The organism is Bacteroides acidifaciens (genome assembly GCF_903181435.1).
Lineage (GTDB): Bacteria > Bacteroidota > Bacteroidia > Bacteroidales > Bacteroidaceae > Bacteroides.
In genome coordinates, this window is the sequence record NZ_CAEUHO010000004.1 from 542,022 (window position 1) to 567,815 (window position 25,794).

The 25,794-nt window shown below is 43.1% G+C and carries 20 protein-coding genes; 17 read left to right on the forward strand and 3 right to left on the reverse strand.

Going from position 1 to position 25,794, the window contains the following annotated elements; genetic code table 11:
* Window positions 1-80: 80 nt before the first annotated feature.
* Genes CLIN57ABFB40_RS14215 through CLIN57ABFB40_RS14225 form a run of 3 tightly spaced genes read left to right on the forward strand, consistent with a single transcriptional unit; the run spans window position 81 to window position 3,833 of the window.
* A complete protein-coding gene (locus tag CLIN57ABFB40_RS14215; protein WP_175630701.1) occupies window positions 81-1,019 on the forward strand; it encodes a glycosyltransferase family 2 protein in 939 nt (312 codons plus the stop codon).
* 18 nt (window positions 1,020-1,037) lie between these two features.
* Complete coding sequence (locus CLIN57ABFB40_RS14220; protein WP_175630702.1) at window positions 1,038-2,843, forward strand: thiamine pyrophosphate-binding protein; 1,806 nt, start codon at window positions 1,038-1,040, stop codon at window positions 2,841-2,843.
* A 15-nt stretch (window positions 2,844-2,858) separates the two neighbouring features.
* Window positions 2,859-3,833 (forward strand): glycosyltransferase family 2 protein, encoded by a 975-nt coding sequence (locus CLIN57ABFB40_RS14225; protein WP_175630703.1) that lies wholly within the window; start codon window positions 2,859-2,861, stop codon window positions 3,831-3,833.
* 136 nt (window positions 3,834-3,969) lie between these two features.
* Here CLIN57ABFB40_RS14225 and CLIN57ABFB40_RS14230 read toward each other — a convergent pair whose 3' ends face one another.
* Window positions 3,970-4,581: an HU family DNA-binding protein gene (locus CLIN57ABFB40_RS14230; RefSeq protein WP_175630704.1), complete on the reverse strand. Its 612-nt coding sequence runs from the start codon at window positions 4,579-4,581 to the stop codon at window positions 3,970-3,972.
* A 606-nt stretch (window positions 4,582-5,187) separates the two neighbouring features.
* Between CLIN57ABFB40_RS14230 and CLIN57ABFB40_RS14235 the strand changes: the two genes are divergently transcribed.
* The 5 genes from CLIN57ABFB40_RS14235 to CLIN57ABFB40_RS14255 all read left to right on the forward strand — a co-directional run bounded on the left by CLIN57ABFB40_RS14235 (window position 5,188) and on the right by CLIN57ABFB40_RS14255 (window position 12,553).
* On the forward strand, window positions 5,188-7,302 hold the full coding sequence (locus CLIN57ABFB40_RS14235) for a BT4734/BF3469 family protein (RefSeq protein ID WP_175630705.1): 2,115 nt from the start codon (window positions 5,188-5,190) through the stop codon (window positions 7,300-7,302).
* Between the two features lie 74 nt (window positions 7,303-7,376).
* A complete protein-coding gene (locus CLIN57ABFB40_RS14240; RefSeq protein WP_175630706.1) occupies window positions 7,377-9,212 on the forward strand; it encodes an ABC transporter ATP-binding protein in 1,836 nt (611 codons plus the stop codon).
* Window positions 9,213-9,238: 26 nt separating this feature from the next.
* Window positions 9,239-11,218 (forward strand): LTA synthase family protein, encoded by a 1,980-nt coding sequence (locus CLIN57ABFB40_RS14245; protein ID WP_175630707.1) that lies wholly within the window; start codon window positions 9,239-9,241, stop codon window positions 11,216-11,218.
* A 7-nt stretch (window positions 11,219-11,225) separates the two neighbouring features.
* Entirely contained in the window at window positions 11,226-11,606 is a 381-nt protein-coding gene (locus tag CLIN57ABFB40_RS14250; protein ID WP_175630708.1) for a GtrA family protein, read from the forward strand.
* Window positions 11,603-12,553 (forward strand): glycosyltransferase family 2 protein, encoded by a 951-nt coding sequence (locus CLIN57ABFB40_RS14255; protein ID WP_175630709.1) that lies wholly within the window; start codon window positions 11,603-11,605, stop codon window positions 12,551-12,553. The genes CLIN57ABFB40_RS14250 and CLIN57ABFB40_RS14255 overlap by 4 nt, the downstream gene beginning before the upstream one ends.
* Before the next feature lie 36 nt (window positions 12,554-12,589).
* On the opposite strand, the gene CLIN57ABFB40_RS14260 is transcribed toward CLIN57ABFB40_RS14255, so the two are convergent.
* Together CLIN57ABFB40_RS14260 and CLIN57ABFB40_RS14265 are read right to left on the reverse strand one after the other, a co-directional pair.
* A complete protein-coding gene (locus tag CLIN57ABFB40_RS14260; protein WP_175630710.1) occupies window positions 12,590-14,290 on the reverse strand; it encodes an ArnT family glycosyltransferase in 1,701 nt (566 codons plus the stop codon).
* A gap of 81 nt (window positions 14,291-14,371) precedes the next feature.
* On the reverse strand, window positions 14,372-15,007 hold the full coding sequence (locus CLIN57ABFB40_RS14265) for a viroplasmin family protein (RefSeq protein ID WP_175630711.1): 636 nt from the start codon (window positions 15,005-15,007) through the stop codon (window positions 14,372-14,374).
* 139 nt (window positions 15,008-15,146) lie between these two features.
* On the opposite strand from CLIN57ABFB40_RS14265, the gene CLIN57ABFB40_RS14270 reads away from it, so the two are divergent.
* The 9 genes from CLIN57ABFB40_RS14270 (at window position 15,147) to CLIN57ABFB40_RS14310 (ending at window position 25,638) form a co-directional block, all read left to right on the forward strand.
* Window positions 15,147-15,749: a nitroreductase family protein gene (locus CLIN57ABFB40_RS14270; protein WP_175630712.1), complete on the forward strand. Its 603-nt coding sequence runs from the start codon at window positions 15,147-15,149 to the stop codon at window positions 15,747-15,749.
* A gap of 40 nt (window positions 15,750-15,789) precedes the next feature.
* Window positions 15,790-16,317: a shikimate kinase gene (locus tag CLIN57ABFB40_RS14275; protein WP_175630713.1), complete on the forward strand. Its 528-nt coding sequence runs from the start codon at window positions 15,790-15,792 to the stop codon at window positions 16,315-16,317.
* A gap of 128 nt (window positions 16,318-16,445) precedes the next feature.
* Window positions 16,446-18,947: a tetratricopeptide repeat protein gene (locus CLIN57ABFB40_RS14280; protein WP_175630714.1), complete on the forward strand. Its 2,502-nt coding sequence runs from the start codon at window positions 16,446-16,448 to the stop codon at window positions 18,945-18,947.
* 9 nt (window positions 18,948-18,956) lie between these two features.
* Entirely contained in the window at window positions 18,957-20,723 is a 1,767-nt protein-coding gene (locus CLIN57ABFB40_RS14285) for an HSP90 family protein (RefSeq protein WP_175630715.1), read from the forward strand.
* A 10-nt stretch (window positions 20,724-20,733) separates the two neighbouring features.
* Window positions 20,734-21,804 (forward strand): hypothetical protein, encoded by a 1,071-nt coding sequence (locus CLIN57ABFB40_RS14290; RefSeq protein ID WP_175630716.1) that lies wholly within the window; start codon window positions 20,734-20,736, stop codon window positions 21,802-21,804.
* A gap of 70 nt (window positions 21,805-21,874) precedes the next feature.
* The gene (gene speA / locus CLIN57ABFB40_RS14295) at window positions 21,875-23,767 is read left to right on the forward strand and encodes a biosynthetic arginine decarboxylase (RefSeq protein WP_175630717.1); all 1,893 of its coding nucleotides are present in this window, start codon (window positions 21,875-21,877) and stop codon (window positions 23,765-23,767) included.
* A gap of 56 nt (window positions 23,768-23,823) precedes the next feature.
* Entirely contained in the window at window positions 23,824-24,597 is a 774-nt protein-coding gene (gene argB, locus CLIN57ABFB40_RS14300) for an acetylglutamate kinase (RefSeq protein WP_175630718.1), read from the forward strand.
* A 62-nt stretch (window positions 24,598-24,659) separates the two neighbouring features.
* Complete coding sequence (locus CLIN57ABFB40_RS14305) at window positions 24,660-25,169, forward strand: RNA polymerase sigma factor (RefSeq protein WP_175630719.1); 510 nt, start codon at window positions 24,660-24,662, stop codon at window positions 25,167-25,169.
* Complete coding sequence (locus tag CLIN57ABFB40_RS14310; protein WP_175630720.1) at window positions 25,159-25,638, forward strand: hypothetical protein; 480 nt, start codon at window positions 25,159-25,161, stop codon at window positions 25,636-25,638. Before CLIN57ABFB40_RS14305 ends, CLIN57ABFB40_RS14310 begins: the two co-directional genes overlap by 11 nt.
* Window positions 25,639-25,794 lie beyond the last annotated feature (156 nt).

A 25,794-nucleotide genomic window follows, 5' to 3' on the forward strand; every position in this document is an offset into this window, starting at 1 on the left:
GTTTCTTACAATTTAGATTCAAGTTGTGTTTGACTTAATAATTGAATATAACCTAACCTAATTTTTAACATATCAACCTTATGGAGGTAAAGAAAAAAATAAGTATTGTAACTCCTTGCTATAACGAGGAAGGGAATGTACGTGAACTCTATAATCAAGTCAAACAGCAGTTTGATGCTTTGACTGATTATACCTATGAACATATTTTTATAGATAATGCTTCTAAAGATGGCACTATTGACATTTTGCGTGAATTGGCGAAGAATGATAAGAATGTTAAATTAATATTGAATATTAAGAATTTTGGACATATACGTTCTCCTTATTATGGGTTGTTGCAGGCAACTGGTGATGCTGCGATATTGATGGTTGCGGATTTGCAAGATCCCCCTTCGTTAATTCCTGATTTTATTAAAAGGTGGGAGGAAGGACACCAAATCGTATTAGGAGTAAAAAGTAAAAGTAAAGAAAATCCGATTATGTTTGCGCTGAGGAAGATGTATTATCAGCTAATGGCAAAGTCTTCTTCTACAGAACATATTAGTAACTTTACAGGTTTTGGTTTATATGCTCAGTCCTTTTTAAATACTCTTCGGAGTATTGAAGACCCATACCCTTATTTTAGAGGAATGGTCGCAGAATTAGGGGCTGATTACTGTATTGTTACATATACTCAACCGGTTCGTCAAAGCGGTAAAACCAAGAATAACTTTTATACCCTTTATGATATGGCAATGTTGGGGTTTGTGAATCACTCAAAACTTCCTCTCCGCATGGCTAGTTTTATTGGATTTATTGTAGCTTTCATTAGTTTATTGGTAGGGTTAGTCTATTTGGTATATAAATTGGTTTATTGGGATAGCTTTAGTGTGGGGATGGCTCCACTGGTAATTGGACTTTTCTTTTTTTCTTCTGTGCAGTTGTTGTTTATAGGCATTATTGGAGAATATATTGGTGCTATTTATACACAAGTAAGAAAACGTCCTTTAGTGATAGAACGCGAAAGAGTAAACTTTTAATAACTAAAAAAATAGGCTGTGGTAAAAGTAAGCGACTTTATTTTTGAGTACTTGTATGCTCAGTATGGTGTAGAACAAGTCTTTTTAGTGACAGGTGGAGGTGCGATGCATCTTAATGATGCAATTGGACGTAATAAACATATTAAGTATGTTTGTAACCACCACGAACAGGCAGCGGCAATTGCAGCGGAAGGCTATTATCGTTCAAGTGGGAAGCTTTGCGTTACTAATGTAACTACGGGACCTGGTGGAACGAATGCCTTGACAGGAGTTCTAGGGCAGTGGTGTGATTCAATCCCGGCATTATATATATCGGGGCAAGTGAAGCAAAGTACTACAATCTGTGCATGTCCTGAATTAAATCTTCGGCAATTAGGTGATCAGGAAGTTGATATAGTCGATATAGTAAAGCCTATCACTAAAATGGCAGTGATGGTGACAGACCCTTTGGATATAAAGTACTATCTTGATAAAGCTGTTTTTTTAGCTTTGAATGGTCGTCCGGGTCCGGTGTGGCTAGATGTGCCATTGGATGTTCAGGGGGCTATTATTGACGAAGAAAAACTGCGTGAATTTTCATCGGAAGAGATAGAAAAAGAAGCTCCTTTGTTAAAAGAAGAATGTGTAGAATTGCTGCTTCAAAAGATTCAGGCAGCGAAAAGTCCGGTTGTTTATGTTGGCAATGGAGTGCGCCTAGCTGGAAGGGTCGATCAGTTTTTGTCGATCGTAGAGAAACTGAATGTACCTGTCGTGACTGCTATTAGCGGTTCGGATATTATTTGGCATGACCATCTTTTATGTTTCGGAAAACCTGGAATATGTGGAGATCGTATTGGTAATATAATGGTACAGAATTCGGACTTGTTGATTGTGTTGGGTACTCGTTTGAGTATTAGGCAGATAAGTTATGCATATGACTTATTGGCTCCCAAAGCTTACAAAGTGATGGTTGATATTGACGAAAATGAATTGAAGAAACCGACTCTTTCTATTGATTTACCAATTCATGCTGATTTACGAGATTTTCTGGATCTCTTTCAGGCTAAATTGTCAGGAACATGCCTTCCGTCTTTTGAACATTGGAGAAATTGGGGACGTGCGATTGAAAAAGAACTGCCGACTTTGTTTGATGATAATCCTTCAGTACCGGAATATATAAGTTCATATGTTTTTGCTGATGAATTGTTTAAGCAGTTGCATGAGGGGGATGTAGTGGTGACAGGAAATGGTACAGCCTATACTTCGACCTATCAGGCTATGAAAGTAAATAGAGGAGTACGTGTATTTGCAAACCAAGGTTGTGCGGCTATGGGGTATGACTTGCCTGCCGCTATTGGTGCGGCAATTGCTAATGACAAAGGTCGTACAATTCTTGTAACGGGAGATGGAAGTGTTCAAATGAATATTCAGGAGCTCCAGACGCTGTTGACTTATCATATTCCGCTGAAAGTATTTATATTGGAGAACCAAGGGTATTTGGCTATTAAGACGACTCAGCAGTCTTTCTTTCAAGGGCATTATATGGGGAGCGATCCTAGTAGTGGAGTGGTTTGCCCCGATATGGAAAAGATAGCAAATGCTTATGGTATTCCTTTTCTCAGGTTAAATCAGGAAGGAGATTCTTTGAAAAGTTCAATAGCTACTGTTCTTCGGTATGAAGGAGCGTATATTTGCGAAATAAAGATGCACCCGCTTCAAACCCTTTATCCAAAGTCCGCTTCTTTTATGGATAAGAATGGGAAAATGTCTTCTGCTCCTTTGGAGAAAATGGCTCCTTTCATGCCTGATGAACTTCAGGAGAAATGTGTATATTGTCATATTTAATCAGGCAGGCTACTTATGAGTAATAATACGATACTACTTTCTCTTTGTATTCCTACTTATAACAGGGTGGGAACTTTGACTGTGATGCTGGAACGGGTTGTACATGATCCGGATTTTGATGAGGAAGTGGAGATTGTAATTTCTGATAATTGTTCTACTGATGATACAGAAGCGCAAATACGCAGAATGGCTTCAGAGTATCCTAATATTAAATATTATCGTAACTCGGAAAATGTTCAAGACCGGAATTTTTATTTAGCTCTTTCTAGAGGAAAGGGGCGCTATCTGAAGTTATTGAATGATTATATATTATTCAGGGCAGGCGGATTAGGAATGATGAAGGATTACATACGGAAATGTGAAGGTGAAGATGTTAATTTGTTTTTTTATTCGAATCTCCGGAAGCCTTATCGCAGATCAAAAGAAGTCCAAATCGAAAATGTGGATTCATTTGTACGTATAATTAATAATAAAATTACTTGGATTACGAATTTTGGTGTCTGGAAGAAGAACTTTGAAGAGCTTCGGGATGATGATGAATTATGGAAGACCCAATTGGCGCAAATGGATTGGACATTGCATGAGGTTTCATTGCGGAGGTCACTTGTTGTGAACTATCACTGTTATGAAACTTTGGTTGTGCCTAATAAAAAGATGTCCTATGCTTTTTTTATTCCTCATGTTGTGAACTATTACGGTATTTATAAAATATATATGGAGAGGGGGCTTATCTCAGAAAAAACTATTGAATATGATAAACGTCGTGTTCTGTCGCATTTTGTAGGTAGCCGGATTATTCAATATCTTTATTTGGAGAAGGAAGTTTCTTTTGATATGTCAACTGCAAGAAACGTTTTGAATGAATATTTCGGAAATGTTCCTTATTACAAGTATTTGAAGATAAAGGGACGTTTTCTGGAAGTATTACAAAGAAGTGGTTTATTGCCGGCTTTAAAATCGTTTCGTAGAAGTGTGTTTAAAAGACGGTAACTATTTCAAGGGAGAAGTTGGATAAGGGTATTCTTTTGCCGACTTCTCTCTGAATTTATATATCATATTACTATCATTGAAGAATGTTGTAGCTTATAAACGGAATTCAACAGTTTATTTCTCATATTCGCCGGAGTTATTTCTCATAGTGTCCTGGCCCCGCTACATAAATAGGCTGTGTAGGTTTCCCGATATTTTGTAACTTGCCTACCGCTTTCAATCTGCGTATTTGTCTGCTGGCCATGCTCTGGGTAAAGCAGCAAAGTGACTGCATATTGCTACGGGTCAGTACAGGATGCGTTGCAAAATATTCCGTGAGTTTCCAGTCAATTTCTTCTTCTGTGAGCGAGGCGGAGTGCGGTTTGTATTTCGAACGTCGCAGGTGTGTAGCCATGCATGAACTTTTCAAATCTCTGTCAGCTTGGAAGCTGATGGATTTCAGTTTTACTTTGTCCGCGCGGGTGGTAAGCGAGTGTATGGGTTCGGTAGCTTGCAGCGTGATTTGAAAATAGCCGATTCCATCCAAGTGTACTCTTTCTCCTTCGCGCAGATGGTTGCTCATGCATCTGCTCAGTTCCATTAGCATTGCTTCTACTTCCGCTTTTCCGAAAGTAGTTGCCATGTGGATTTCTCTTGCCAGTCTTTGGGTAGTGACATGTTGGAAATTAACCACTCTGGGGTGGTAACTTGGTTCTTCCCCTTCTTTTTCCGGTTGGGGATTCTTGTAAAACTCGAATTGTATTGCCATTGCTGTTTTAATTTAATGGTGGTTTATATGTTATGTTACTGATGTTGGCATTTTATCTTGCCTTCATTATTTTATTTTCTTACCGTCATCTCTATCGTTCCACTCCAGTGGATGGAGCCTTGCACTCTAGTAGACATAACTTATTACTATAGTGGACGGCTCTGTGTACTGTAGTGGAACGGTTGGGATGTTCCTTCAAAGATACGACAATATCAGGTGGAAAACAAGTAAATGCTTAATTGTTTTCATGTAAATGATAGCTCGGTTTTATAGAAGATGGGGTTAACTGACGAATGAGAAAGGAAAGATGTCCGACTATGAGAAATGCTTTGAAAAACAATGAGAAATGAATGATTTTGGAGCTCCGCTATAGGGCGCATTATGAGAAATACCACTTCTGAAAAGTATTTCTCATAATCTATCTGTTTGATTGACTATACTTTATCTGAAATCAATGAGAATATGAGAAATGAAAACAAAAAATCTTCTCCTGTAGCGAAGATGGAATAAGTACTTTTGAAATTTGTTTGTATGGAATAATTACAGTATATTCGTGCCATAATAACCGCCCTACACAAAAACATGCAGGACAAACTAAAATAAATAATGAGAATAACACAAATTAGAGACAACGGCAAAGTGAATACTCTGCGGACGTTAAAAATCGAACAGCTCGTAGAGCAGATGAAAGTGGAAACTAAAGCGCAACTCGTTTCAGGAATGAGGGAAGTCCTGCCTTATATACTTCCGGGTGACAAGAATGACTATGTACAGAAAGTGCCGAAGCTGCTTCCTGCAGCCGCCTTTGTCCGCAAAAACGGGATAATGACGATGGATGAGTACAACGGGATTGTGATGCTCCAGGTGAATAATCTGTCCGGGCTTATGGAAGCGGATGCGGTGAAAGAGCGTGTGAAGGAGTTGCCACAGACTTACCTTGCCTTTACCGGTTCTTCCGGAAAGTCGGTGAAGATATGGGTGCGGTTCACTTATTCCGATGACCTTCTGCCGGTTGGCCGCGAACAAGCGGAGCTTTTTCATGCGCATGCTTATCGGCTTGCCGTGAAGTTTTATCAACCTCAGCTTCCTTTCGACATTGAGTTGAAAGAACCTTCATTGGAACAATATTGCCGTTTGACCTATGATCCGGACTTGTATTTCAATCCTGAAGCAATGCCTGTTTATATGAAACAGCCGATGGCTATGCCGACAGAAACGACTTACCGCGAACAGGTGTGGACGGAGGCTTCGCCTTTGCAACGGCTTGCGCCGGGATATGAGAGCCATCATGCGCTTTCCGTGCTTTTTGAGGCTGCTTTTGCACGTGCGTTGGATGAGCAGGATGAGTATTTTCCGGGAAATGATATACATTCTTTGTTGGTTTGTCTGGCCGGGCATTGTTTTCGTGCCGGTATTCCCGAAGAGGATACGGTGCGGTGGACGCGTGCCCATTATCGCTTGCCGGAAGATGATTTCCAGATTCGCGAGACGGTGCAGAATGTGTATCGCACCTGCAAGGGATTTGCGGGTAAGAGCAGCTTGTTGCCGGAGCAGTTGTTCGTGATGCAGATGGATGAGTTTATGAAGCGGCGTTATGAGTTTCGCTTCAACCAGTTGACTTCGCAGGTGGAATGCCGGCAGCGGAACAGTTTCGATTTCTATTTTCGTCCGGTAGACAGGCGGTTGATGTCGAGCATTACCATGAACGCGCAGTATGAGGGGATTAAACTGTGGGACAAGGATGTGGTGCGTTATCTGAATTCTGACCGTGTACCGGTTTATCAGCCTGTTGAGGAGTTTCTTTATGAGCTTCCCCGTTGGAACGGTAAGGATTATATCGGTGACCTGGCTAAGCGGGTTCCCTGTGACAATCCCCATTGGGAGCAGTTATTCCGTCGTTGGTTCCTTGGTATGGTGGCGCATTGGCGCGGGCTTAGTAAAAATCATGCGAACAGCACTTCCCCTATATTGGTTGGTCCGCAGGCTTACAGGAAATCGACATTCTGCCGCCTGATTCTTCCACCGTGTTTGCAGGCATATTATACGGATAGTATCGACTTCAGCCGGAAGCGGGATGCAGAGCTGTATCTGAACCGTTTTCTGCTGATTAATATGGATGAGTTTGACCAGATTGGCATCAATCAGCAGTCTTTCGTTAAACATATCCTGCAAAAGCCGGTCGTTAACACGCGTCGTCCGAATGCTTCGGCAGTAGAGGAGCTTCGCCGCTATGCTTCTTTCATTGGAACAAGTAATCATAAAGATTTGCTGACGGATACTTCCGGCAGCCGTCGGTACATTGGTGTTGAGGTTACGGGAGTAATTGATGTTGTCCGTCCCATTGACTATGAACAGCTTTATGCGCAGGCGATGGCGGCATTGTATCACAATGAACGGTATTGGTTTGATGAAAAGGAAGAAGCCATCCTGACGGAAGCCAATCAGGAGTTTGAGCAGTCACCCGCCATAGAGCAGTTGTTTCTTGTGTATTACCGGGTTGCGGAAGATGAAGAGGAAGGAGAATGGATGCTTGCAGCGGATCTGTTGCAGCGGATACAAAAGGCCAGTAAGATGAAATTCTCCCCGGGACAGGTTAATTACTTCGGGCGTATCCTGCAAAGATTGGGCGTGAAGTCATACAGGAAGACGCATGGGGTGTATTATCATGTGGTGGCTGTATCTCAGACAAAGGCAGAGATTCTTTCCGATAAATCGCGTTAATAATTAAGTGAAACTGCTATCAGTTAATCAGTTTTATTGTATCTTTGCGATCTTAACTCATTTTATCATAAATAATGAAAGAATTCCTACAACTGATGCGACGTTTTGTGTCGCCTTACAAAAAGTATATAGGATGGGCCGTAGTCCTCAATATATTGTCTGCCGTATTCAATATTTTTTCATTTACTTTATTAATTCCGATATTGAATATTTTATTCAAGACAGGAACGGGTGAAAACGTTTATGCCTTTATGGAATGGGGAAGTGCAGATGTAAAGGATGTTGTGGTAAATAATTTCTATTATTATGTTTCGCAGCTCATACAGTCCTATGGAGCGTCAATGGCTTTGTTATTTTTGGGATTATTCCTTGCATTTATGACATTGATGAAAACTTCGTGTTATTTTGCTTCTTCGGCTATAATGATTCCCTTACGTACAGGAGTGGTGCGTGATATTCGAATACAAGTATATACAAAGGTTATGCATCTGCCATTAGGCTTTTTTTCAGAGGAACGAAAAGGAGATATAATAGCCCGTATGAGTGGTGATGTGAGTGAGGTGGAGAATTCTGTTACTAGTTCTTTGGATATGCTGTTGAAGAATCCGATATTAATTCTTTTTTATTTTACCACTTTATTGGTGACTAGCTGGCAATTGACTCTGTTTACTATACTTGTATTACCGGGTATGGGATGGCTGATGGGAAAAGTTGGTAAACGTTTGAAAAGAGATTCGCTTGAAGCACAGGAGAGATGGAGTGATACGATGTCTCAATTAGAGGAAACTTTAGGAGGTTTACGTATTATAAAAGCATTCATAGCCGAGAATAAGATGATTGCACGTTTTGTAAAATGTAGCAATGAATTGCGTGATGCGACCAACAAAGTTGCCATACGGCAATCTTTGGCGCATCCGATGAGTGAGTTTTTAGGAACATTGTTGATTGTGATTGTACTATGGTTTGGAGGTGCATTAATTTTAGGTGAGAGTTCTTCTATTGATGCTTCGACTTTTATTTTTTATATGGTTATTTTGTACAGCATAATCAATCCATTGAAAGACTTTTCCAAGGCTGGGTATAGTATTCCGAAAGGGTTGGCATCAATGGAACGTGTAGATAAGATATTAAAAGCTGAGAATAAGATTAAAGAAATTCCGAACCCGAAACCATTAAAAGGGCTCAATGACAGAATTGAATTTAAAGATATTACTTTTAGCTATGATGGTAAGCGGGAGGTTTTGAAACATGTAAATCTGACAGTTCCTAAGGGACAGACCATTGCCTTGGTAGGACAGTCGGGCTCCGGCAAATCAACATTGGTGGACTTGTTGCCGCGTTATCACGATGTGCAGGAGGGAGATATTACAATTGATGGGATGAGTATCCGCGATGTGCGTATTGCTGATTTACGTAGTTTAATTGGTAATGTAAATCAGGAGGCTATCCTGTTTAATGATACTTTCTTCAATAATATTGCTTTTGGTGTGGAGAACGCAACAATGGAGCAAGTTGTAGAAGCTGCTAAAATAGCTAATGCACATGATTTTATTATGGAAAAGCCTGAAGGATATAATATGAATATCGGTGACCGCGGTGGTAAACTGTCCGGTGGTCAACGCCAACGTATCAGTATTGCCCGCGCTATTTTGAAGAATCCGCCGATCCTGATTCTTGATGAGGCCACTTCGGCTTTGGATACAGAATCGGAACGTTTGGTGCAGGAAGCGCTGGAGCGCTTGATGAAAACACGTACGACAATTGCTATTGCTCATCGCCTTTCTACTATTAAAAATGCAGACGAAATCTGTGTACTATATGAAGGAGAGATTGTAGAGCGCGGTAAGCATGAGGAATTGATAGAACTGAACGGCTATTACAAACGTTTGCATGATATGCAGCAATTATAATGAGGGCTTTTTTAGTTGAGTTTAATATGAAAGAAATCTCTATAAAACGTTTTGGATACTATATTTTATATCTGCTGTCAATACATGTAGTAGCTCTCTTTATCTTTTTTGTTTTTCGATTTACGTTATTCTGTTCCATTGATTATCAATTCCCGGCAGAAATAAAAAATGATATTGTTTTACAGTCCGTTGCTTTCCTTCGTGGACTTTGGTTTGACAATGTGGTAGCCTGTTATATTTTGCTGTTGCCTTTAGTGATATTATGGATAGCTGCTCTCTGTAACTATACTGCTAAATGGTTATTCAAGGTACTCACGGTTTTTTTTATTTGTTTTTATTCGGTATCTTTTATTATCGCTGCTGCCAATATACCATATTTTGAGTACTTCTTCAAGACAATTAACTCTTCTATCTATAATTGGTTCAGTTATGGTGGTACGACGGCAGGAATGGTATTTGGTGAGTCTTCTTACTATTTTCCTATATTTCTTGGTCTTTTGTTTATTGTAGTATTTGGATGGGGAGCTTCTTTTCTTGCATCTTATTTCTATTGCCAGGCAGGGAAGGCTGTATCACGGATAAATTACTCAAGTCGGATAGTTGTACTAGTGGCAGGTGCGATTTGCGTCGGTCTTTGCATGTTCGGTATTCGTGGACGCATGGGATACAATCCAATAAAAGTAAGTCAGGCATATTATTGTGAAGACCCGTTTCTGAATCAGTTGGGTGTCAATCCCGTTTTTAATCTGTTGACAAGCACATTGGATGATAACCGGAAAGAAAACCGGACCTTACATCTGATGTCCGAGAAGGATGCTTTATCAAAAGTGCAAAAATATTTGAAGAGGAAAGGAATTGCCGGACTGTCTCCAATAGCACATAAAATAGAATGTGAAGGTGTTCCTAACCGTAAAAATGTGGTTTTAGTTTTTATGGAGTCTATGTCGGCCAATCTAATGGGGACTTTCGGTTCGGATAAGAAGTTGACTCCTTATTTGGACAGCCTTTATCAGCAGTCTTTGAGTTTCAGGCATTTTTATTCATCTGGCATTCATACTAATCATGGCATTTATTCCACTCTTTATTCTTTCCCAGCTATTATGAAACGGAATGCGATGAAGGGATCGGTTATTCCTGTTTATTCGGGATTGCCTACTGTGTTGCGGGAGAATGGGTATTGTAACTTGTTCTTTATGACTCATGAGTCGCAGTATGACAACATGAACGCTTTTCTTCGTACGAATGGGTTTGATGAGATTTATGCCCAGGAGAATTATCCTTCAGAGAAAGTCGTGAATAGCTTTGGCGTACAGGATGACTTTATGTATCAGTATGCGCTTCCTGTTTTGAATGAAAAAGCTAAGGATGGCAGTCCATTCTTTAGTGTGTTGTTGTCTATCAGTAATCATCCTCCTTATGTGATTCCTCCATATTTCCAACCACATAGTGATGTGTTGGAAGAACAGATTGTAGAATATGCAGATTGGTCTATCAGGCAGTTTATGCAGGCTGCGAAGAAGCAGTCATGGTTCGATAATACGATTTTTGTATTTTTGGGCGATCATGGGAAAATGGTGGGAACTCCTGAATGTGAAATGCCACAGTCTTATAATCATGTTCCTTTGATGATCTACGGGAAAGGTATCAAGGCAGGGGGGTATGATGGGTTCTGCGGTCAAGTAGATGTATCTCCTACATTATTGGGACTATTGAATATAAGTTACCTGCAAAATAATTTTGGTGTTAATTTGTTGGAAGAAGAACGTCCTTGTATGTTCTTTACGGCTGATAATTTGATAGGAGCAAGAGATTCAGCAAATATGTATATTTATTCACCGGATAGTCAGCAGGAATTCAGATATACACTAAAGGATGGTAAGCTTCATGCGGCTGATAATGGAGATTCTTTTCAAGATTTGAAAGACTACTGTTTTTCCATGTTGCAAAGTGCGGAATATCTGGTAAAAGAACATAAGACATTGGATAAAATTCCTGTCAAAAAATAGAAGTTTTATGAATACAAAACCATTGGTTAAGGAAATTATGCGTTTTGGAGTGGTTGGCGTGATAGCTACAGTACTGCATTACGGAATTTATTATTTCCTGAAGGCGATTACCAATGTGAATATAGCTTATGCAGTTGGATATATAATTAGTTTTATCGTGAACTTTTATCTGACTTCGTATTTTACTTTCGGAACAACACCTTCGTGGAAGAAACTGGCAGGAATGGGCGGAGCACATCTGATAAATTTCTTGTTGCATATGACTCTACTGAATATTTTCTTATATTTGGGTATTTCTAAGGTATGGGCTCCTATTCCGGTATTTGCGATAGTGATCCCTGTGAATTTTCTGTTGGTTCGGTTTGTATTTAAACATAATAAGCTATGAATGGCGTGAGACTTGTTATTGTGGTTCCTTGTTATAACGAGGAAGAAGTGTTGAAAGAGGCGACTCGTCAATTATCTGATGTCCTGACCCGGATGGAGAAGGAGGGGAAGATAGCTGAAGGAAAGATATTGTATGTAGATGACGGAAGCAAAGACCTCACCTGGGCATTGATAGAGCAATTATCCGAATCGAATGTATATGTGGCAGGTCTGAAACTTGCACATAATGTCGGTCATCAGCAAGCGCTGTGGGCCGGACTGGAACTTGTGGCAGGCAGTGATTATGATGTTGCCGTGTCGATTGATGCCGATTTGCAGGATGACGTGAACGCAATTGTGGAGATGGTGGATTATTTCTCACAAGGGATCGATGTGGTGTTTGGTGTAAGGCGGGAACGTAAGACGGATACATTTTTCAAGAAACATACGGCGCAGTTGTTTTATAAGCTGATGAGCACAATGGGCGGTGAAATCGTTTATAATCATGCAGATTTCCGTCTGATGAGCAAACGGGCTTTGAAAGCATTGGTTTCTTTCCCGGAACGTAACCTTTTCCTTCGAGGGATGGTGTGCTTGTTGGGTTATACTACTGCGTATGTCTACTATGACCGTAAAGAGCGTTTTGCCGGTGAATCCAAATATCCGTTCACGAAGATGCTGAATTTTGCGTTGGACGGTATCACTTCTTTCTCTGTCAAACCATTGCGTCTGATCACAACTTCGGGGCTTATTTTTATGCTGGTTTCTTTCTTTGCCATCATTTATGCTTTGGTAGAGTTTATCAGCGGAGATGTTATCCGGGGATGGACTTCGTTGCTTATCTCCGTGTGGTTTATTGGTGGGGCTATTCTGACGGCTGTCGGTATTATCGGTGAGTATATCGGTAAAATATATAAGGAAGTAAAACGACGTCCGCGTTATTTGATAGAAAAAGAAGTAAACCTGTAAGGGTTTACTTCTTTCTGATATTCTTCTTTCCTGATTCTATTTTTTCTCTTTGAAACGGTATAGATAGATTATATCGCGAATATCGCATCCTCTTTTCGGACTCTGATATACTTCTTCAAAGGAATATTGTGACTCATATCTAGGCTTGAAACACTCGAAATCGTGTTTTCCTACTAGCAAGTACCCCTCTGACGGCATATCTTTCTCGAACAGTCTTATTTGGTCGTTATGATAGAAATTGATGGTATAAAAACGTAGCATATCTACGGCTATATAAGAATATATCTTACTGCCGGAAGCTATTTTTTGAATTTCTGTAGCCATTCCTTTGTCCGACTTGGTGTTCAGTATGGCAGGCTGATAAACGCCATCTAAAGACATGAAGATCGAGAATGTTACGAAAAGCGTGGCATATACCAGTTTCATGTCCGGTGCTTTCTTCCTGACCGCATGGAAAAAGTAGATGGCCCCGAGTAAAGGTAGGCATATCACGAGGATATGGGCGGCATTGAGGGATATATTCTTCAGGGCATTTAAGAAAGCGATGTTTTCAGCGGCATGTTTGCCGTGGAAGATAGTATCAGGTACTAATCCCAGGCGGATGGCAATGAATGTAGCCAAAAGAAGAATTCCGGTGACAGACAGGAAACTACCATATACTTTGATAGCTTTTGAATGCCTGCTCGCCAAGTACATGATATATTCTGCCAGAAAATAGGCTATAAACGGATAGATGGGCAATAGATAGACGCTGCGTTTACTCTTCGGGATGCAGTAGAATACGAAGATAAGCACGATGCTTAATAAGGAGAAAAGGCGTGTGTTGTCCATTTCACGAATATAGGTCGTGAATTTGTTCCACCATTCGCGAGGTTTAGCTGTTATTTTGCTGTAAGTCAGTGTAAAGAGGGAAAGCAAAACCAATAACGTATAGGGTGCATAGCCTGATACGACAGTGATAATGTTATAGTAAGCCGGATTCTCGTGGGATTCATAACTCATTTTTCCCATGAAACGCCCGAAGTTTTCTTCCATAACCAGCGCGATGAAGTTGTCTCCTCCCTGTTGGTAGGCGGCAATGTACCAGATGGCGGGCAGGATGCATGAGGTGATGGCGACCAATGTCATAGAGAAGAAGGCTTTGAAGAAACGGGTTCCTCGCAGAAGCAAGTAGACTCCGGTCACCAGACAGGGAAGAAGGATTCCGACCGGGCCTTTGGTAAGTGTGGCGCAGCCCATCAATAAGGTGGCTATCCATGGAAAACCTCTTTGACCTTTTTCGCACCATCGGTAAAGCTGGTATAATGCAAGGACTATGAAGGCAGTCAGTACCATGTCTACACGGCAGTTCATTCCGGCACGATGTACTTCGAAGTTGCTGAGAGTGATGAGTCCCATAAGCAGGGCGATACCGGCTCCCCTACGTTTGGCATAGAATAAGAATCCTCCCAAGACCATGGCTATCAGGGCCAGGGCGGACGGCATACGGGAAGTATATTCGCTCACTTTGCCTGTAATAGAAGAAATGGCGGCAATACACCAATGGAAGAATGGTGGCTTATAGGCAATATCTCCACCATTATTGACAGGCAGAATCCAATTGCCACTTTCGAGCATTGAATACGAAACGATGGCTTCGCGTGGTTCTCCTTTTGTATGGAAATCGGTTAGTCCTAAAAAGGGAAGAAGAGTGATGACACAAACAATGGCCAGAAGGATAAATTGCTTATTTTTCATATGTTTATAATATGTGTTAGATATAAAAACTTTCAGTGCTCAAAGATAGGAATATATTTGAGTGAATTTGGTTTGATTTTCTTATTTTCTGCCAAAATCCGCCGGAATCTCTCCCCATTCTTTCGTTTCCCACTTTAGGATACGGGTGGTGTAGGTGTTCTCCCTCAGCCATTTCTCCGCCCGTTCTATCAAGAGAAACAGTTGCTCCGTCTCTTCGGTACGGGGAAGTTTGGTCTTGCATTTTTTCTGGCGTACCCAACTGATGGCATTGACACTGTCACTGTAAATAGGCATGTCGAATCCTTTTTGTTTCAATAGTGCCAGTCCGTGCACGATGGCGAGGAACTCACCTATATTGTTCGTTCCTTTCATCGGTCCGAAGTGGAAGATTTGCTGCCGGCTGGCAACGTGTACTCCGCGATATTCCATCGGTCCGGGATTGCCGCTGCAAGCGGCGTCAACTGCCAGGCTGTTATCAATCACACAGGTCGGTAATGTATCCGAAGGTATTTTTGCTCCGCTTGATTTGGCTTTCGCATTTTTGCCGATATAGGCGTAGGGAGACATGGTGAGTGCCCGTTCGGCTTCCTCACAGGTATCGAATGATTTGTATTTGGCGGCTTCGTATCCTTTGATTTGAAGCTGGCAATCCGTCCAGGAGGTGTAAATCCCGGGCGTGACGCCTTCCCATACTACGTAGAACTTTTGTTTAGCCATTTTTTTGACGATGAATTTGTAAAGTCAATGAATTGACGGTGCGAAGGTACAAATATATTCTCTAACTGAACAAGTTAGGAGAACTACTTGTTATAAAAAAAAGAGAGTTTAAGAATATAAAATAATGAAAGGAACTATTATGGAGAAAACTTTTAGCGAGGCTTTGAAACAACGTCGGACTTACTATTCGATTACTAATCAGTCGCCTATACCGGACCAGGAGATAGAGTGTATCATCAATATGACAGTGCGCTACGTGCCGTCGGCATTCAATTCGCAGTCTACACGCGTAGTATTGCTGTTGGGCAAATCTCACAAGAAATTGTGGCAGATTGTGAAGGATGCATTGGAGAAAATCATGCCGGCTGAGGCTTTCGTAAAGACAGAAGAGAAAATAGATAATTCATTCGCTTGCGGGTATGGAACAGTATTGTTCTTTGAAGACCAGAAGGTGGTCAAGGGACTTCAGGAAGCTTTCCCGTCTTATCAGGCGAATTTCCCGGGTTGGTCGTTGCAGACTTCGGCAATGCATCAGTTTGCTATATGGGTAATGCTCGAAGACGTAGGTTTCGGAGCGTCGCTGCAACATTATAATCCGCTGATTGACGAGGAAGTGCGCCGTGCATGGAATTTGCCGGAACACTGGCATCTGATTGCCGAAATGCCGTTCGGGGTTCCTGTCGCTAAACCGGGAGAAAAAGAATTCCAGCCGTTGGAAGAACGGGTGAAAGTTTTCAAATAATGAATTAAATGACTAATTTTGTGAGCAAAATTAGTCATTTATGGTTCGTATTTTCCTTACCGGCTATATGGGTGCCGGAAAAACGACGTTGGGCAAGGCTTTTGCCCGCAAGATGAATGTGCCGTTCATTGATTTGGACTGGTATATAGAAGAGCGTTTTCACAAGACCGTTGGAGAATTATTCACCGAACGAGGCGAGACTGGATTCAGGGAACTGGAGAAGAACATGCTCCATGAAGTAGCCGAGTTTGAGAATGTGGTAATTTCTACGGGAGGTGGAGCGCCTTGTTTTTTTGATAACATGGAATTTATGAACCGGATGGGAAAGACGGTTTTCCTCGATGTGCATCCTGATGTGTTGTTCAGACGCTTGCGTGTAGCCAAACAACAACGTCCTATTCTTCAGGGAAAAGAGGATGACGAACTGAAAGCGTTCATTGTGCAGGCATTGGAGAAACGCGCTCCTTTCTATACTCAGGCGCAATATATCTTTAATGCAGACCAGTTGGAAGACCGTTGGCAGATAGATGCTTCCGTCCGACGTTTGCAGCAACTTCTCGGATTATAAAATAGATTTTGTTGTCAGGGAATATTTTAGGGTTCTCTTGTTTGTTCATTCGGTCAATATTTGTACCTTGCCGCTCGTTACGAGATTTTTTATTCACTATTAATATAAAAACAAGGTAAGACTATATCATGAAAACATTAAAAGAGAATTTTGAGAGATTATCTGCCAAGATTAAGACTTCGGGAAAACCTGCTGCGGCATGGTTTCCGCAATACACGACGACTTCATTACTAAATGCTGAAAACTGGTGGGAAGCATTGGCTGTGTGCGAATATGCTTTGGACACCCGCGAAGACGAAAAACTGACGGAAGATTTTTTCGAGCTGATATTCTGTGCGTTCGACTGTAATGCTGAGGTCGACCTCAATGAAGAGGAATACGAGTTCTGGTGGGAGAAGGTGATGCAGGTATGCGACCGTGTGGCTGTGTTCAGCGGTGCGGGATGGGCGCAGAAAGGTGCCCAATACTCCGAAGCCCGTTATGGAAAGCGCGATATGAGTTTTTTATTCCCTTACTACGAGAAAGCTGCCGATATGGGGTGGGCGGAAGCGGAAGCAACCGTTGCCTATTGGAAATTCATGGGATTTTATTGTGAACAGGATAAGGAAGAAGGTGAACGTCGTTTTGCGGCTCTATCTTCGCCCGAAGCTTTGCTATGGGGAAAGCATTATCGTGCGTTTGCTGAGGAATTCACAGGAAATAAGGAGAAAGCCTTGCAGATACGTAAGGAGTTGTTGGAAGAACTGCCTGAAGGACATCGTTTGCGTGCCCATACTTATGCTGCGCTGGGAGACGCGCTCGACCGGGAAGAAGGCGGTGTGGCAGAAGAAGCCGCTTATTATGAGAAATCTTTGGAGATAGTTCCGAATCTATATACTCTTAAAAATCTGGCTACGCTTTATTTCCGTTATTCGGAATTGGGCAAACCGAAAGAACTGGGCTTTGAACTTTGGGAAAAAGCTTGGCATGCCGGTGTATGGTCGGCTGCTAATTTCCTGGGATATAATTACCAGGAAGAAGAGTGGCTGGATATGCCTAAGGCGATTGAATGGTTGGAAAAGGGGATGCTCTATTGCGAACTGTATAGTGCGTATGAGTTGGCGTTGATTTACTTATACTGTGATGACTATAAGAATGTGGAGCGCGGATTGATGTGTCTCGACCGTTGTGTGGAAGGTGATTATGTCGCAGGTATCGAAGGATTGGCAACTGTTTACTTCAACGGTGACCTGGTGGAAGAAGACATGAACCGTGCGAAAGAGTTGCTGGAGAAAGCGGTCGAACTGGGTTCGGGAAATGCAGCTTACCGTTTAGGATGGATGTATGAACGCGGTTTCTTATCCGAAAAACCGGATTATGTCAAGGCGATGGAGTGTTATGAGAAAGCGGCTTCGATGGAGAATGCCGATGGGTACTGCCGTGCGGCGCTTTATCTGGCAAACGGGTATAGCGGTGTGACGGATGCCGTGAAATCGAGAGAATATTATGAAAAAGCGGCTGAGTTGGGTTCCTGCTTTGCTTTGATAGAATTGTCGTTCTTGTATGAGAACGGTGACGGGGTAGAGAAGAGTTATGAAAAGGCTTTTGAACTCTGTAGCAAGGCTGCCGGTGAGGAGTATCCTTATGCGATGTTCCGTGTAGGGCTTTATTTGGAAAAAGGTGTCCTCGGTGAAGCGCGACTGGAAGAAGCTTTTGGGTGGTATGTAAAAGCTGCCGAAGCAGGTGATACGGAGGCGATTTTCGCATTGGGACGTTGCTATAAGCATGGACTCGGCACGGAAGAGGATTTCGACAAGGCACTTGAATGGTTCTCCAAAGGTGCGGAAAAGAATGAATCCCGCTGCCTGACTGAGTTGGGACTGGCTTATGAGAACGGCAACGGAGTGGAAGAGAATCCGCAAAAGGCTGTGGAGTATATGACGCAGGCGGCGGAGCAGAATTATGGCTATGCCCAGTTCAAAATGGGAGATTACAACTTCTTCGGTTACGGCTCCTGTCTGGAAGATAACAAGAAAGCTGTGGAATGGTATGAAAAGGCGGTTGCCAATGAGGTTCCTATGGCTATGATACGTATGGGCGAGTATTACTTGTATGATTATGACAGCTTGAATGAGTCGGAGAAGGCTTACTCGTATTTCAAGAAAGCGGCCGATGAATATGAATGGTACAGCGAAGGACTGGGTATCTGCTACGAGATGGGTATCGGAGTGGAAGATAACGAGACGGAAGCCTTTAAATATTACACACTGGCTGCGGATAGCGGAAATGTGACGAGTATGTATCGTACAGGGCTTTGCTATTATAACGGGGTAGGTGTGAAGGAGAATTACGCTGAAGCATACCGCTGGTTTACGGATGCGGCAGGGCACGAGAATGTCGGTGCTACTTATTACCTCGGCAAGATGCTGATGTACGGTGAGGGTTGCACGCCCGACCCGGAAACGGCGATACAATGGTTGATGAAAGCAGCCGAAAAGAATAACGATAAAGCGCAGTTTGAGCTTGGAAACGCCTATCTGATGGGAAATGGCGTTGAGGAAAATGACGAGATTGCTATGGAGTGGTTCGAAAAGGCTGCCGAGAACGGCAACGAGAAAGCTCTTAAAATTACCGGAAGAAGGAGAAAATAGAAAAGAAACATGGAGAAAGAAGGAAATAATTTGTTCCAGGTCAACCTGAAGGGGATGATTGCCCTGTTGTCGGAACATATTTATAGTAATCCGAATACTTTTGTCCGGGAATTATTACAGAATTGCGTAGATGCCATCACGGCACTGCGCAATATTGACGAGAACTATGCCGGGCGCATTGATGTCTTCTTGAATGATGATAAAACAGTGATATTCCGCGATAATGGAATCGGGTTGAAAGAAGAGGAAGTGCACCGCTTCCTCACTATTATCGGAGAAAGCTCGAAACGGGATACGCCCGATGCGGATGACTTTATAGGCAGGTTCGGTATCGGACTGTTATCTTGTTTTGTGGTGACCAATGAGATTAGGGTGGAAAGCCGTTCGGCAATGGGCGGACAGGCTATCCGCTGGTGTGGAAAGGTGGACGGCACGTACGAGCTGACTTTGTCTGACGATGAGCAGCCAATCGGTTCGCAAGTCGTGCTGCATCCTAAAAATGACTGGATGCATCTTTTTGAATATGAGATGTTCAAAAAGATACTGGTCAATTATGGAGAGGTGTTGCCTTATCCCATTTATCTGCATCATCAAGGTGGAGAGGAACTGGTGAATACACCTTCGCCTGTCTGGCTCGATCCGAAAGCGACCCGTAAGGAGTTGCTCGACTATGGGGTGAAGGCTTTCCAGTCGTCTGCCCTTGATGCTTTCAGGATACGTACCGAAAGCGGACGGGTGGAAGGAGTGCTTTACGTCTTGCCTTTCCGTACGCAGTTTTCCGTGCGCAATTCGCACAAGGTATATCTGAAACGTATGCTGCTGAGCGAGGACGATTGCAATCTGTTGCCACCGTGGGCATTCTTTATCCGCTGCCTGGTGAATGCGGACGGACTGTTGTCTACCGCTTCGCGGGAGTCTTTGGTGAGCAATGATTTGCTGAAGGACGCCCGTAAGGAGATTGGAGCGGCTATCAAGGATTATTTGCGGGGACTGGTGCAGAATAACCGTACCATGTTCAATAAGATAATGGATGTTCATCACTTCCATATCAAGGCGATTGCTTCGGAAGACAATGAGTTGCTCCGTTTGTTTATGGATTATCTTCCTTTTGAGACAAATAAGGGGATACGTAGCTTTGGCAGCATCCGTTCGGCGGGCAATGTGATATGCTTTACCCGGAATCTGGAAGATTTCCGGCAAGTGCGACGTATCGCCGGCGCGCAAGGGTGGCTGGTAGTGAATGCAGCCTATACGTTTGATGAAACGTTGTTGAGAAAATATGTTCGCTTGAATCCGGAACTGACGCTGGATGAAATTTCTCCTTCGCGGCTGCTGGAACAGTTTGGAGAAGTGGAATCCAGGATGGAGTTTCAGGCTTTTGAGGCGAAGGTGAATGAACTGTTGAAGCGTTTTGGCTGTGTCTGCCGTTTGAAGCATTTCACGCCGGTGGATATTCCGGTGATATTTGTAGCTGAGGAGAAGGAGAATACAACGAAGAGTGCTAATAATCCGCTGGCTGCCGTGCTGGGTTCGGTGAATGCCGCAAAGCAGATTCCGCCTACGTTGACGTTCAATGCCGACAATGAGATGGTGCAGACTTTGCTACAAATACAAGGTGACAATAAGATGTTTCAGCACGTGGTGCATATATTGTATGTGCAGTCGCTCCTTCAAGGGAAATATCCGGTGAACAGCGAGGAAATGGAACTCTTCAACCATTCGCTCAGCGAACTGATGACATCGAAAATGAATGATTTTATTAACTTCCTGAATTAATTGAAAGAATATGAGATACACACTTGAGATACAAAAACTGCTGTTACAGACTCAAAACGACAGTCTGCGCCCTCGGGAGAAAGCAAACCTGCTAAAAGAAGCGATTCGCATTGCGGACGAGAATGAAGATGTGGAATGGGCTACGGAGATGCGGCTCGACCTTATTTATCAACTGAATTTGCTTTCGGCGGATACGGAAGAGATTGCTGTATTCTCTAAAATTCTGGATGATTATGAGAATCACAAGGACATTATCGAAGAGGATGATTTGCTGTGGAAGTATAAGTGGATATGGGCCTGCACGTTCGATGTGCCGGATATTCCGATGGAACAGGTGAATGCGGTGGGCGAAGATTATAAGACCCGTATTCTGCGGAACGGGTATTCTTTGCGGACTTATTACCATCGCTGGTCGGTAGAATGTGTCTGGATGCGGCAGTATGACAAGGCGAAAGAATATATCGACAAGATGTTGGCTGAGAAGATAGACGACCAGTCGTGTGAAGCCTGTGAGTTGAACTTTATGCTGGATTATTATCTGGAGACGGGGCAGTTTGATGAGGCTTACAGTCGGGCGCAGCCGTTGATTAACAAGCAGGTGACCTGCTATGAAGCAAACTTGCGTGCCTATCTGAAGCTTTCTTACTACGCACAGAAAGCCGGCAAGCCAGAGATTGCCGCCGATATGTGCGCGCGTGCCGAAGAAGGACTGGCGGGAAGAGAAAAGGATGAGTATCTATTGTCATACATGGGATTGTTTATCGCTTATAATATGATGACGAAGCCGGAAAGGGGCTGGGAATATGTAGAACGTTGCACGGACTGGAGTTTGCGCAGCAATTCGCTGAAGAGGTATCGTTTTTCGTGTGACATGGTGGAAACCTTGAAATATGCAGACTGCCAGGAAGTACGGCTCTCTTTGCCGGAAGAATTTCCTCTTTATCGTGCGGACGGAGTTTATGCCGTTTCCGAGCTTCGTGATTATTTCTATCAGCAGGCGATGGAACTGGCACAGAGATATGATGCCCGTAACGGAAATAGCGGATATACAGACCGATTGAAAGAAATTGTGTTCAATTAATTGGCAACATGTAGATTAATCTGTATTTTTGCCGTCCTATTATTTACTAAAAACACCGAATTACAGAAAAATGAGAAAGTGGCGTATTGAAGATTCTGAGGAGCTCTACAACATCACAGGTTGGGGTACCTCGTACTTTAGTATTAATGACAAAGGTCATGTTGTTGTTACACCGCGTAAGAATGGAGTGGCTGTTGACTTGAAAGAATTGGTCGATGAGTTGCAACTGCGGGATGTGGCATCTCCCATGCTATTGCGTTTTCCGGATATTCTGGACAACCGTATCGAAAAAATGTCGTCCTGTTTCAAGCAGGCGGCGGAAGAATATGGTTATAAGGCCCAAAACTTTATTATCTATCCGATTAAGGTCAATCAGATGCGCCCCGTGGTGGAAGAGATTATCAGCCACGGAAAGAAGTTCAACCTCGGACTGGAGGCCGGTTCCAAACCGGAACTTCATGCGGTGATTGCCGTCAATACGGACTCCGACTCATTGATTGTCTGCAACGGTTATAAGGACGAAAGTTATATTGAACTGGCGTTGCTTGCTCAGAAGATGGGCAAGCGTATCTTCCTCGTCGTGGAGAAAATGAACGAGTTGAAGTTGATTGCCAAGATGGCGAAGCAGCTTAATGTACAGCCTAATATCGGTATCCGTATCAAACTGGCTTCTTCCGGTAGTGGCAAATGGGAGGAATCGGGCGGTGACGCCAGCAAATTCGGTCTGACTTCCAGCGAGCTTCTCGAAGCACTCGATTTTCTTGAAAGCAAAGGAATGAAGGAGTGTCTGAAACTGATTCATTTCCATATCGGTAGTCAGGTGACTAAGATTCGCCGTATCAAGACTGCTTTGCGTGAAGCGTCACAATTCTATGTGCAGCTTCATTCGATGGGATTCAATGTCGAATTTGTGGATATTGGCGGCGGACTGGGAGTCGATTATGACGGAACCCGCTCGTCAAACAGTGAGGGCAGCGTGAATTACTCTATCCAGGAGTACGTGAACGACTCTATCTCTACTTTGGTGGACGTGAGTGACAAAAACGGTATCCCGCATCCGAATATTATTACTGAAAGCGGACGTGCGTTGACAGCACACCATTCGGTACTTATCTTTGAAGTGCTCGAAACGGCTACTTTGCCGGAATGGGATGACGAGGAGGAAATAGCTCCCAACGCGCACGAACTGGTGCAGGAATTATACGGTATCTGGGATTCGCTGAATCAGAACAAGATGTTGGAAGCATGGCATGATGCTCAGCAGATTAGGGAAGAAGCATTGGATTTGTTCAGCCATGGAATAGTGGACTTGAAAACCCGTGCGCAAATCGAACGCCTGTATTGGTCTATCACACGTGAGATTAATCAGATTGCCGGCGGATTGAAACATGCGCCTGATGAATTCCGGGGACTGTCCAAACTGTTGGCGGACAAGTATTTCTGCAATTTCTCGCTGTTCCAGTCTCTTCCTGACTCTTGGGCGATTGACCAGATTTTCCCGATTATGCCTATTCAACGGCTGGATGAAAAGCCGGAACGCTCGGCTACCTTGCAGGATATTACGTGCGACTCGGACGGTAAGATTGCAAACTTTATCTCTACACGCAATGTAGCTCATTACCTGCCTGTGCATAGCTTGAAGAAAGCAGAACCTTATTATTTGGCTGTTTTCCTGGTGGGGGCTTATCAGGAAATCTTGGGAGATATGCACAACTTGTTTGGTGACACGAATGCCGTGCATGTTTCTGTGAACGAGAAAGGATATAATATAGAACAGATTATTGACGGAGAAACGGTTGCGGAAGTACTGGACTATGTACAGTATAATCCGAAGAAACTGGTACGTACGCTCGAAACTTGGGTTACGAAATCAGTGAAGGAAGGCAGGATTTCCCTGGAAGAAGGAAAAGAGTTCCTTTCCAATTATCGTTCGGGACTTTACGGATATACTTATTTAGAATAACCGGCAAGGTGCCGGAACCGGATTCTCCATTCGGTGAACTTATTAGAAATTAATAAATGAGAGAAAAACTAACAGTTATTAAGGTGGGTGGCAAAATCGTAGAAGAGGACGCCACCCTTCGTCAGTTGTTAAACGACTTTGCTGCTATCGACGGGCATAAAGTGCTGGTTCACGGTGGCGGTCGTTCGGCAACAAAGATTGCCGCGCAACTGGGGATAGAAAGTAAAATGGTGAATGGACGCCGTATTACTGACGCGGAGACGCTGAAAGTGGTGACGATGGTATATGGCGGTCTGGTGAATAAGAGCATTGTTGCCGGGCTACAGGCTCATGGAGTCAATGCATTGGGACTGACCGGAGCGGATATGAATGTAATCCGTTCGGTGAAACGTCCGGTGAAAGATGTGGATTACGGTTTCGTTGGTGATGTGGAAAAGGTGGACGCTACTTTGTTGTCGGACTTGATACACAAAGGAGTCGTTCCGGTGATGGCGCCGCTGACACATGACGGACAAGGCAATATGCTGAATACCAATGCGGATACCATTGCCGGAGAGACGGCAAAGGCTTTATCGGCTCTGTTTGACGTAACGCTGGTCTATTGCTTCGAGAAGAAAGGCGTGCTGCGTGACGAGAACGATGATGATAGCGTGATTCCTCAGATTACTCGTGCAGAATTCGAACAATACGTAGCTGATGGCGTTATTCAAGGTGGTATGATTCCCAAACTGGAGAACTCTTTTGAAGCAATAAATGCGGGTGTGTCCGAAGTGGTAATAACCTTAGCATCAGCGATTAACGGTAACGGTGGAACAAGAATAAAAAAATAATTCAAAAAAAAAGTAGTGGGCGACTGTAACTTTTCGTATCCTAGCCCGTCATTATTATAGAGATGCAAGAAATCAGCTTCCGAAACGATATTTTGCCGTTGAAGGACAAACTCTTTCGACTGGCGCTCAGAATAACCCTGGATAGGGCAGAAGCCGAGGATGTCGTTCAGGACACCATGATAAGAGTGTGGAACAAGCGTGATGAGTGGTCTCAGTTTGAATCGGTTGAAGCCTATTGCCTGATAGTGGCAAAGAACTTGGCGATAGACCGGAGTCAGAAGAGAGAAGCCCAGAACGTGGAACTCACCCCCGAAATGGAGGAAGAACCTGATGCAAACAGTCCGTATGACCGGATGGTTCATGATGAAAGAATGAGTATCATCAATAGGCTGGTCAACGAACTTCCCGAAAAACAGCGGCTTATCATGCAACTGAGGGACATGGAAGGTGAAAGCTATAAAAAAATTGCAGCCCTGCTGAATCTGACTGAGGAACAGGTTAAAGTGAATCTCTTCAGAGCCAGGCAAAAGGTAAAACAAAGGTATTTAGAAATTGACGAATATGGATTATAAGGATATAGAACAGCTCCTGGAGCGATACTGGCAATGCGAAACTTCCGTTGAGGAGGAAGCGGCATTGCGTAACTTCTTCTCGAAAGAAGACGTACCGGCTCATTTGCTCCGCTATAAGAACTTGTTTGTTTATCAGCAGGTTCAGCAGGAAGTAGGGCTGGGCGAAGACTTTGACGCACGTATTCTGGCAGAAGTGGAGCCTACGGTAGTGAAAGCAAAACGCTTGACACTGACCAGCCGTTTCATCCCTCTGTTCAAAGCCGCTGCCGTAATCGCAATCATCCTTTCGCTGGGGAATGTGGCACAACATTCTTTCTCCGGTGACGACGGAAGTGTATTGGCAACGGATACCATTGGTAAACAAGTAACAGCACCATCGGTCGCTATCTCGAATGATGTGAAAGCCGAGCAGGTTCTCGCTGACAGTCTGGCGAGGATTAATCACAAGGTGCAGGTTATGAACGAATAGACATTTTCATTTGCTTTAAACATATAATATAGTTAGTGTGCTTAATTAAAACAACAACGAAGGCGAAACTGTGAAGTTTTCAATTCTCTCAATTTTTTAGAATAAAACTAACTAAATAAATGGGCTACCGCGTGATGCAGTAGCCCTTTTATGTTT